At 71.2% G+C, this 9,894-nt stretch carries 12 protein-coding genes; 9 read left to right on the top strand and 3 right to left on the bottom strand.

Annotated elements, in window-relative coordinates:
- Window positions 1-14 precede the first annotated feature (14 nt).
- A complete protein-coding gene (locus BGO91_RS11625; RefSeq protein ID WP_290472917.1) occupies window positions 15-1,628 on the bottom strand; it encodes an ABC transporter substrate-binding protein in 1,614 nt (537 codons plus the stop codon).
- 151 nt (window positions 1,629-1,779) lie between these two features.
- Between BGO91_RS11625 and BGO91_RS11620 the strand changes: the two genes are divergently transcribed.
- The 6 genes from BGO91_RS11620 to BGO91_RS11595 all read left to right on the top strand — a co-directional run bounded on the left by BGO91_RS11620 (window position 1,780) and on the right by BGO91_RS11595 (window position 5,727).
- On the top strand, window positions 1,780-2,445 hold the full coding sequence (locus BGO91_RS11620; RefSeq protein WP_290472916.1) for a GntR family transcriptional regulator: 666 nt from the start codon (window positions 1,780-1,782) through the stop codon (window positions 2,443-2,445).
- Between the two features lie 34 nt (window positions 2,446-2,479).
- Window positions 2,480-3,013 carry a cytochrome C5 gene (locus BGO91_RS11615; protein ID WP_290472915.1) on the top strand — a complete coding sequence of 178 codons (534 nt, stop codon included), beginning with the start codon at window positions 2,480-2,482 and terminating at the stop codon, window positions 3,011-3,013.
- A 31-nt stretch (window positions 3,014-3,044) separates the two neighbouring features.
- Window positions 3,045-3,824 carry an alpha/beta hydrolase gene (locus tag BGO91_RS11610; protein WP_290472914.1) on the top strand — a complete coding sequence of 260 codons (780 nt, stop codon included), beginning with the start codon at window positions 3,045-3,047 and terminating at the stop codon, window positions 3,822-3,824.
- A 119-nt stretch (window positions 3,825-3,943) separates the two neighbouring features.
- Window positions 3,944-4,966, top strand: coding sequence for a zinc-dependent alcohol dehydrogenase family protein (locus tag BGO91_RS11605; RefSeq protein ID WP_290472913.1), 1,023 nt, complete (start codon window positions 3,944-3,946; stop codon window positions 4,964-4,966).
- 27 nt (window positions 4,967-4,993) lie between these two features.
- Window positions 4,994-5,401, top strand: a complete 408-nt coding sequence (locus tag BGO91_RS11600; RefSeq protein WP_290472912.1) for a cupin domain-containing protein — start codon at window positions 4,994-4,996, stop codon at window positions 5,399-5,401.
- Window positions 5,398-5,727, top strand: a complete 330-nt coding sequence (locus tag BGO91_RS11595; RefSeq protein WP_290472911.1) for a carboxymuconolactone decarboxylase family protein — start codon at window positions 5,398-5,400, stop codon at window positions 5,725-5,727. The genes BGO91_RS11600 and BGO91_RS11595 overlap by 4 nt, the downstream gene beginning before the upstream one ends.
- 206 nt (window positions 5,728-5,933) lie before the next feature.
- Here the strand turns inward: BGO91_RS11595 and BGO91_RS11590 are convergent, their stop codons facing one another.
- Both BGO91_RS11590 and BGO91_RS11585 read right to left on the bottom strand, forming a co-directional pair.
- Window positions 5,934-6,890, bottom strand: a complete 957-nt coding sequence (locus BGO91_RS11590) for an acetylxylan esterase (RefSeq protein WP_290472910.1) — start codon at window positions 6,888-6,890, stop codon at window positions 5,934-5,936.
- Window positions 6,891-6,920: 30 nt separating this feature from the next.
- Complete coding sequence (locus tag BGO91_RS11585) at window positions 6,921-7,235, bottom strand: Sec-independent protein translocase TatB (RefSeq protein ID WP_290472909.1); 315 nt, start codon at window positions 7,233-7,235, stop codon at window positions 6,921-6,923.
- A gap of 103 nt (window positions 7,236-7,338) precedes the next feature.
- Between BGO91_RS11585 and tatA the strand changes: the two genes are divergently transcribed.
- The 3 genes from tatA to BGO91_RS11570 form a co-directional block, all read left to right on the top strand.
- On the top strand, window positions 7,339-7,563 hold the full coding sequence (gene tatA, locus BGO91_RS11580; RefSeq protein ID WP_290472908.1) for a twin-arginine translocase TatA/TatE family subunit: 225 nt from the start codon (window positions 7,339-7,341) through the stop codon (window positions 7,561-7,563).
- On the top strand, window positions 7,563-8,390 hold the full coding sequence (gene tatC, locus BGO91_RS11575; protein ID WP_290472907.1) for a twin-arginine translocase subunit TatC: 828 nt from the start codon (window positions 7,563-7,565) through the stop codon (window positions 8,388-8,390). Before tatA ends, tatC begins: the two co-directional genes overlap by 1 nt.
- A 76-nt stretch (window positions 8,391-8,466) precedes the next feature.
- Window positions 8,467-9,894, top strand: a 1,428-nt coding sequence (locus tag BGO91_RS11570; RefSeq protein WP_290472906.1) for a sialidase family protein, incomplete at its 3' end; no start/stop codon positions are given.

Genomic DNA, 9,894 nt, shown 5'->3' with positions numbered 1-9,894 from the left:
CCCGCCCGTGGGCGCTACTTCGTCGGGCCGACGCCGAGGAACGAAAGGCCGGTCATCGAGATCGGCTTGAAGTCCGTGAGCGCATCCGGGTTCCACGCCGTGGGCAGCTTGCGGTGCAGCAGGGGGTAGAGCGGCACCTCGTCGGAGACCAGGTCGTAGATCTGGCCCCACGTGGCGAGCTGCTTCTTGCGGTCCGCCTCCTGAGCGCCCTGGTCGAGGAGCGACTGGAGCTTCTCGAAGTCGGCGCCGGAGTTCCACCGGTAGCGCTTCTGCGACCAGATGTTGTCCGCGTAGAACCAGCGCAGCAGCAGGTCCGCGTCGTTGCCGAAGACCGACGGGTCGCCGGGGGCGATCATGACCTCGAACTGGTCGTTGTCGACCTTCTTGTACTGTCCGGCCGACTGGCCGATGTCGAGGGTGGTCGCGATGCCGGCGGCGTCGAGGTCCTCCTTGATCAGCGGGGCGACATCCTTCACCCAGCCGGTGTCGGTGGTGAGAAGGGTGATCGACAGGTTGGAGACGCCGGCGTCCTTGAGGAGCGCCTTCGCCTTGGCCGCGTCGTGCTTGTAGACCGTCTTGGCCTTGACGTAGTCGGGGTGGGTCTTCTGCACGTAGCTGGAGGCGGCCTCGGCGTTGCCGAGCATGCCGTTCGCGATGAGCTTGTCGATATCGATCGCGTAGAAGAAGGCCTGGCGCACCCGCTTGTCGTCGAACGGCTTCATCGACGTGTTGAACATCATGAAGAGGAGGCCGAAGGACTGCACCGACTCGGTCTTCACCACGCGGGAGAGCCCGTCGACGTTGAGGTACGGGACGTCCTCGATGGCGTCGACGCGCTTGGACTGCATGGCGCTGACGCGAGCCGACGGGTCGGCGAGCAGGTTCCAGGTCATGCCGGCGGCGAGCGCCGGGCGCGAGCCGTTGTAGGCGTCGAACCGCTCGAAGGTGAGCTTGTCGTTCGCGGTGGCCGCGGTGATCTTGTAGGGGCCGGTACCGGTCGGGAGGGCGTCGAACGCCTTCGGGTCGGCCTGGACGACCGCCTTCGGGACGATCTTGACGACGGAGATGCGCTCGGCGAAGAGGGAGAAGGGGTAGGCCGTCTTGAACTGGACGGTCGAGTCGTCGACCCTGGTGACGCTGTCGGCGGTGAGGAAGGGCAGGAAGCCGGCGTAGAGGGAGGCGTTGGCCGGGTCGAGCACGCGCTGGAAGGAGAAGAGGACGTCGTCCACCGTCACGCTGCTGCCGTCGTGGAAGGTGGCGCCCTTGCGCAGGGAGACCGTGTAGGTGGTGTCGTCGACCTGCTTCGGGAGGGCCGAGCCGAGCGCCGCGTAGGCCTTGCGGGTGACCGGGTCGAGCTCGACGAGGCCTTCGAGGGTGTGCCAGTTCGCCGCCATCGTGAGAGCGCCCGTGGTGGTCATCGGGTCGAAGCCGGTGCCGAGGGTGTACGACATGCCCGTCGTGATGGTGCCGTTCTTGTCGACGGCGCCCGTCGCACCCGAGGTGGCGGCTTTGCCGGTGGTGCTGGGAGGGCCGCTGCACGCGGCGAGAGCTGCAACGATCCCGGCGGCGCCGGTGGCGGCGAGGAACGTCCGCCGGCTCGCCTCCTTGTGGAGCGATTCTTTCAACATTGAAGTGCCTCTCGTGATGTCGGACGTCTGATGTCCTACTTGGGTATAGTGAACGTAATGCACGTCCCGCGGAAAGGTCAAGTCGACGATGGCGCCTGAGCCCACACCCTCCGGAATGTTCTCCTCTGCGCCCAGCCGGCACCGCACGTCGGTGACGGACCAGATCAAGGACTACATCCTCATCCACCGCCTGAAGCCGGGCGAACTGCTCCCGACGGAGGCCGAACTCTGCGCCGAGCTCGGGGTGAGTCGTTCCAGCGTACGTGAGGCGATGCGCACCCTCGCCGCCCTCGACATCGTCGAGGTGCGCCACGGGTACGGCACCTACGTAGGCCAGCTGTCCCTCGCCCCGCTGGTGGAGGGACTCGTCTTCCGCGGCGTGCTCCGGCCCGAGGACGACTTCGCCGCACTGCGCGAGGTCGTGGAGGTGCGCGAAGCCCTCGACCTCGCCATGGCCGAGCAGATCTGCGCCGCCATGGTCGGCACCAGCAATCCCCGCCTGCACGAGCTCGTGGCGACCATGGAGGAGAAGAGCGGTCTCGGCGAGCCCTTCGCCGAGGAGGACCGCGCCTTCCACTCGGAGCTGCTCGCCCACCTCGACAACGCGCTCGTCGGCCAGCTGGTCACCGCGTTCTGGGAGGTCAACACCGTGGTGTACCCGCGGCTCGGGCTCCCGCCCGCGACCGACCTCGACGAGACCGCCCGGGCGCACGGCGACATGCTGCGCGCCGCCGAGGCCGGGGACGTCGCCGCGTTCCGCGAGGCCGTCGTGACCCACTACATCCCCCTGCGACGCGGGCTCGGCTCCGCATCCTGACCCCGCGCCCGCGCAGCCCGGTAGCGTTGTCGGCATGAACGCCTCCCTCGACGCCCTGAAGGACGAGCTCGCGCGCCGCGGCCTCATCGCCGCTCCCGAGATCGAGGACTCCTTCGTCTACGGGCCGGCGCGCTTCGACGCGATCGGCGGCGACGTGATGGTCAACGTCGACCCCGAGATCGCGGAGCGCGGCGCCCTCGAGGCCGGCCCGCTCGTGGACCGCGTGGAGCGCTTCCTCGCCCTCGCGCCGGGCGCGTGGCGCACGGTGATCGAGCAGGCGGTGTCGGAGATCGAGGAGGCCGTCGGCCCCGCGCCCGTGACCGAAGAGGCCGATCTGCGCGACGACCTCGCGCTGAAGTCGGTGGTCGTGTTCGTCGACGCGGTGCTGCTGTCCTTCGACGCGCCCCGGCAGTTCCCCGACAGCGTGGTCCGCGTGCTGCTCGACGAGGATCTCGCCTACGACGACGTCGAGGTCGACGAGCGGGACGACGAGGGCACCGAGACGCTCACCTTCGGCAGCCTCGACGAGCTGCTCGACCACCTGTCGGCCGACCGTCCCGAGGCCTGATCCCCTGTCCAGCACGCCGGATCGCCGCCCCATGCCCCGCTCCCCTCTCCCGACCGATCCCTCCGTCCACTCCTTCTCGCACGCCGGCGCGACGCTCGTCGCCGAAGAGACAGGAGGCGGCCGACCCGTCTTCCTGCTCCTCCACGGCATCGGGCTGGGCAGGAATGTGTTCGACGGGCTGGCCGGGATCCTCGCCCGCCAGGGCCGGGTCATCGCCGTGGACCTGCCGGGATACGGTTCGGCTCCCGAACCGGAGCGCACCCTCACCATGGAGCGCACCGCCGACCTCGTGGCGGCGTTCGTCCGCGCCTCCCGGCTCGGGCCCGTGGTCCTCATCGGCCACTCGATGGGCACCCAGGTGGCGTCCGAACTGGCGGCGCGCCACCCGGCGCTGGTCGAGCTCCTGATCCTGGTCGCTCCGACGGTCGACAAGCGCGCCCGTCGCCTGGCACCGCAGCTGGGCCGGCTCGTCCGGGACCTCGCGGGCGAGAATCCGCTCGTGCTCTACCGCGGCGGGCGCGAGTACCTGCGGGCGGGTCCGAACCTGCGCGGCAAGACGCGCGCGATGCTGAGCCACCGTCCCGAGCTCGCGTATCCGAGGATCGCGGCGCCGACCCTGGTGCTGCGCGGAGCAGAGGACCGCGTGTGCCCGCCGCGCTGGTGCCGGTTCGTCGTGGCGAGCATCCCGGACGCGCGGTACTCCCAGGTGCCGGGCCACCGGCACGAGACGATGATCCGGGATCCGCGGGAGGCCGCACGGCGCATCGTCGCCTTCGTCGGCCGGTTCGACGCGGAACGGCCGGGCTCCTAGACCGCGCACGAGCGCTGACGACGAGAGGTGCCCTGCCAGTACACGTCTCGTCAGGGACTCCCACGCGCGCACGGTCCGCGGTGGACTGGGTGCGGATCCTGAGAAGAAGGAGCGCAGCCATGCGTGGAGTCATCATGAACGCCCCGGGCGAGGTCGTGGTCGCGGAGCGGCCCGACCCGGTGATCGTCGAGCCGACCGACGCGGTCATCCGCCTGACCGCGACCTGCATCTGCGGCTCGGACCTCTGGCCGTACCGCGGCACCGAGCACGCCGACCACGCCCCGATGGGGCACGAGTACGTCGGCGTGGTCGAGGAGGTCGGCGCCGAGGTGACGACCGTGAAGCCCGGCGACTTCGTCGTCGGTTCGTTCGTCGCCTCCGACAACACCTGCGAGATCTGCCGGGCCGGGTACCCGTCCCGCTGCGTGCACAACGTCATGATGGGCGGGATCGGCACCCAGGCCGAGAAGGCGCGCATCCCCCTGGCCGACGGCACCCTGGTGGCGACGCCGGGACAGCCGGACGCGGACCTCATCCCGTCGCTGCTGGCCGCCTCTGACGTCCTCGGGACGGGCTGGTTCGCCGCCGTCGCCGCCGAGGCCGGCCCGGGCAAGACCGTCGTCGTGGTGGGTGACGGAGCGGTCGGCCTCATGGGCGTCCTCGCCGCCAAGCAACTCGGCGCCGAACGGGTCATCGCGATGTCGCGCCACGCGGATCGCCAAGCCCTCGCTCGCGCGTTCGGCGCCACCGACATCGTCGAGGAGCGCGGCGACGCGGGCGTCGCGACGATCAAGGAGCTCACAGGCGGCCTCGGCGCCCACTCCGTGATCGAGGCCGTCGGCACGCAGGAGTCGCTGCTGCAGGCGATCCGCTCCGCGCGGCCCGGCGGCCATGTCGGTTTCGTCGGCGTGGCGCACGACGGCGTCGCCCTGCCCGCCGACGAGCTGTTCTTCGCCGAGGTGCACCTGCTCGGCGGCCCCGCGCCCGTCCGGCGCTTCCTGCCCGAGCTGATCCGGCTCATCTGGGACCGCGAGATCGACCCGGGCCGCGTCTTCGACCTGACGCTCCCCCTCGACCGCGCGGCCGAAGGGTACGACGCTATGGATCGACGGACCGCGACGAAAGTGCTCCTCACCTTCTGAGCCCTCCCCACCCCGAAAGGAGCCACCATGAACATCGAGCCCCGCATCCCCACGGCGAAGAATCCGCCGGAGCAGTTCGCCGGCGACGTCTGGGTCGACGGGATCGTCGCCCCGCACGACGCCGACCAGCGCACCACCGTCGCGCTCGTCCGCTTCGCGCCGGGCGCCCGCACGGCCTGGCACAGCCACGCCCGCGGGCAGTACCTGCGCGTCACCGAGGGCGTCGCCCGCTTCGGCGACCGCGACGGCAACGTCATCGAGGTGCATCCCGGCGAGACGCTCTACACGCCGCCGGGCCAGGACCACTGGCACGCCGCCGCCCCGGACTGCTTCATGCAGCACCTGGCGATCCTGGAGACGGCCGACGACCCGGCCGCGACGACGACCTGGAAAGAGCACATCACCGACGACGAGTACGAGGGGCGCCGCGCATGAGCGACGAGACGACCGGCTGGACCGGCGGACAGCAGGCGTTCGGCGACTTCGCGCCAGGGCTGGTGCACTACACCGACCGCGTGCTCTTCGACGAGGTCTGGGAGCGGCCCGAGCTGTCGAAGCGCGACCGCGGCCTGGTGACGGTGGCGGCCCTCCTGGCCGGCGGCAACGTCGAGCAGCTCCGCTTCCACCTCGCGTTCGCCCGCGACAACGGCGCGACCGAGGAGGAGCTGATCGAGGCGATCACCCACCTCGCCTTCTACGCCGGGTGGCCGAAGGCGATGTCGGCCATGACGATGGCGAAAGAGGTGTTCGGGACCCCCTAACGGGTGTGCCCGCCGTCGCAATTCGCCCCGGATGAGCGCCTAATTGCCCGGCGCCGCCACCGGTCCCCACCGGGGAATGCTCAAGACTGTGAGCTCTCCGGACTTTCCGGAGGCAGCCAGGGGGCTGCAGGATGCGCGACGTCGGGTAGCTCGCGCATCGGGTCGGATGAGCACATTCCCCCGGTGCTCATCCGGCCCCGCCCGGCTCACCGCCCGGCGAGCGCGCGCAGCGTGAGCAGGTCGTCGTCGACCCCGCCGCCCTCGTGGCCGTTGTAGCGCCAGGTGTGCAGCGTCTTCGGGCCGGCGTACGCGTTGTAGGCGGCGTGGACCGTGGACGGCGGGCAGATCGGATCCATCAGCGCGACCGTGAAGGTGGCGGGTGCGCTCGCACGCGCGGCGAAGTTCACCCCGTCGAAGTAGGAGAGCGTGCGCAGCACGTCGTCCGCCCGGTCCCGGTAGTGGGCGAGATGGTCGGCGATCTCGCGGAACGGCGTGCGATCCGACGCGACGATGCCGCGCGGGATGTCGCAGAGGAACGGCACGCGCGCCACCACCCGCGCGAGGCCCGGCACCAGCCCCGCCACGGCGAGCGCGATGCCGCCGCCCTGGCTGATGCCGAAGACGGAGACGCGGTCCGGGTCGACGAGGTCGATCGCCCGGGCGGTCTCGACGGCGCGCACCGCGTCGGCGAACACCCGGCGGTAGTAGTAGCTCTCGGGATCGTCGATGCCGCGGGTGAGGAAGCCCGGCACCTGGCCGGCTCCCGGACCGGTGTCGGGCGTGACCCCGCGGGAGCCGCTCCAGCCCTGACCGCGGGTGTCCATCTCGAGGTGGGCGTAGCCGGCGGAGGCCCAGAGCAGGTTCTCCACGGCCTCCCCCCGTCCGCGTCCGTAGCCGTGGAACTGCACGACGCCCGGCAGCGGCCCGTCGGCACCCCGCGGGATGCGCAACCACGCGGCGACCTCCTCACCCGCGTAGCCCCCGAACCGCACGTCGTAGACGTCGATCGTCGTCAGTCCGGTGTCGACGGGCTCCAGGCGCGTCAGGAGGGGATGCTCCCGGCTTTCGGCGAGGGTGCGCTCCCAGAAGGCGTCGAAGTCGGGCGGGTCGGCGACCGCGCTGCGGTAGTCGCGCAATGCGGACTCGGGGAGGTCGGTGAACACGGGGTCTCCAGGGGTCGTGGCGGCGGTGCGTCAGTCGGTCTCGGCGCGGTCGCCCGCTGGCTCGCCCGCTCGCCCGCCTGCTCGCTCACCTGCTGCGGGCGGGTCGTCCAGCAGCGCGCTGCGCACGATGGACCGCGGGTCGTAGCGGCGCGGATCGAGCTTCTGCCAGTCGATCTCCTCACCGAGCTCGTCGTCGACGCGCGCCTTCAGACCGGCCGCCGTCTGCCGCAATCGGCGCACGAAGGCGCCGATTGCGGCAGCGTATCCGGGTAGGCGCGTCGGACCGACGACGAAGGCGGCGATGACGCCCACGACGACGATCTTGTCGAACGTGAGACCGAGCATGGGAGCGACCGTAGCACAGAATCCATTGGACATCAGACGTCATATGTGCTTGAGTGTGCCGCACGGCAGTCGCCGTGGACCACGCAGAGAAAGGCCTCTTCCGATGTTCGCGAACCTCAACGGGTGGCACGCCCTGATCATCGTCGCCATCATCCTTCTGCTGTTCGGCGCCCCGAAGATCCCGGCCCTGGCGAAGAGCCTCGGCCAGTCGATGCGCATCTTCAAGAACGAGGTGAAGCCCGAGCTGAGCGGGCGCGACGAGGCTCCCGAGGCTCCGGCACCCGCCGCGCCGACGGGGCCGTCCGCACCCGCCGCGTCGGAGCGCTGATGACGGCCGGCACGGCATCCGCCCCCTCCCGGCGACGACGCCGAGCGCCCGGGGGACGCATGCCGATCGCCGGCCACCTCGCGGAACTGCGCCGCCGGCTCTTCCGCTCCGCCGCCGCCCTGCTGGCCGGCGCGGTCGCCGGCTGGTTCCTGGCAGAGCCCGTGCTCGACGCGCTGCGCGTGCCGATCGAGCAGATCGCCGACACGCAGCACCGGATGGCCGAGCTCAACTACGACACGATCACCGGAGCGTTCGACCTGCGCATGCAGGTCGCGATCACCGTCGGCGTGATCGTCTCGAGCCCGGTCTGGCTCTTCCAGATCTGGGCGTTCCTCGTCCCGGCGCTCTCCCGCCGCGAGCGCCTCTACGGATTCGGCTTCTTCTTCACCGCGGTGCCGCTCTTCCTCATCGGCTGCGCCGCCGGCTGGTTCGTCCTGCCGCACATGGTCGGCGTCCTGACGGGCTTCGCGCCGGAACAGGATGCGGCGATCGTGCAGGCGAAGACCTACTTCGACTTCGTGCTCAAGCTGGTCGTGGCGGTCGGCATCGCCTTCGTCCTCCCCGTCGCGGTGGTGCTCCTCAACTTCGTGGGCGTGCTGCGCGCGAAGACGATCCTGCGGTCCTGGCGCGTGGCGATCATCGCGATCGCCCTCTTCACGGCCATCGCGACGCCCGCCGCGGACGTGCTCTCGATGTTCGTGCTCGCCGTGCCGATGGTCGCGCTCTACTTCGCGGCGGCCGGTGTCGCCGCCCTGCACGATCTGCGCGCCGACCGGCGCGCGGCCGCCCTGCTCGCCGCCTCCCCCGCGGAGCTGCCGCTCCCCTGATCCGCTCACGCCGCACCGACACGCCTAGCACCCCACCCGGACACACCGTCGTGCACCACTGGAAGGAAGGAACGTCATGTCACCACGCCCCACCACCGGAGGGCAGCCCCGTCGGCGATCGCGGACGACCGTCGCCGCCGGCCTGATCGCGCTCGCCACCGCGGCCGCTCTCGCCGTGCCGGCGACCGCAGCGACCGCGGCCCCCGCTGACCCGCCGGGCACGCTCACCACCACGGACATCTCGGGCGCCCCCGTGTCGCCGTACGCCAACTACCGCATCCCGGCCCTCGCCTCCCTCGGCGGCGGGATCGTCCTCGCCGCCTGGGACGGGAGGCCCGGCAGCGCGGCCGACTCACCCAACCCCAACTCGATCGTCCTGCGGCGCAGCACGGACGGCGGGCAGACCTGGGGAGCGCTGACCACCGTGCGCGCCGGGGTGACCTCGTCGCCGAAGAGCGGCTACAGCGACCCGAGCCTGGTCGTCGACGCCGTCGCCGGCAAGGTCTTCCTCTTCTCCGTCTACTCGAAAGACCAGGGCTTCGGCGGGAGCACGTTCGGCAACGACGACGCGAACCGCCAGGTCATCAGCGCGCAGGTGTCCGAGTCGTCGGATGCGGGCGTGACCTGGAGCGCCCCGCGCCTCATCACCTCGGTGGTGAAGCCGGGCGCGAGCAGCACGGCGCCGGTGGCGGGAGACGTGCGCGGCATGTTCGCGACCTCCGGCGAGGGCATCCAGCTGCGGTACGGCGCCCACGCGGGTCGCCTCATCCAGCAGTTCGCCGGGGACGTCCGGCAGGCGGACGGCACCAACGCCATCCAGGCGTACAGCGTGTACTCCGACGACCACGGCGCCACCTGGCAGCGGGGCGCCTTCGTCGGCACGCGGATGGACGAGAACAAGGTCGTCGAACTCAGCGACGGCCGCGTGCTCCTCAACTCCCGCGACAACGCCGGGGGCGGCTACCGCAAGGTCGCGATCTCGTCCGACGGCGGCCAGACCTACGGCGCCGTCACGCAGGACACCGAGCTGCCCGACCCGACCAACAACGCGTCGATCACCCGCGTCTACCCCGACGCGCCGGCCGGCTCCCCCGAGGCGAAGGTGCTGCTCTTCACGAACACCGCCTCGCAATCGGCGCGGTCGAACCTGACGGCCCGCGTCTCGTGCGACGACGGCGCCACCTGGCCGTACGCGCGGCAGCTCAACGCCGGCTACTCCGGATACTCCACGGCGACCCGCATCGCTCCGGGACGGTTCGGCGTCCTGTACGAGAACAGCTCGTTCACCGCGATGACCCTCGCACGCTTCGACGACGCCTGGCTCGGGGCATCCTGCGACGGCGTGACCGGGCTGGCCGCGCTGACGATCGCCGGGGCGCGCACCGACACCTCCCGAGACCTGGGCGTCTCGCCGTACGCGGCCGGCGAGGCCGTCCCGTACGCGTTCACCGTGCGCAATCAGGGCGGCGGCACGTCGACCGTCGCCCCGACCAGCGGGAACTTC

Source organism: Leifsonia sp. 71-9 (assembly GCF_001898805.1).
In the GTDB taxonomy this organism is placed as follows: Bacteria; Actinomycetota; Actinomycetes; order Actinomycetales; family Microbacteriaceae; genus Leifsonia.
This window is presented reverse-complemented; position numbering and strand designations above follow the sequence as displayed.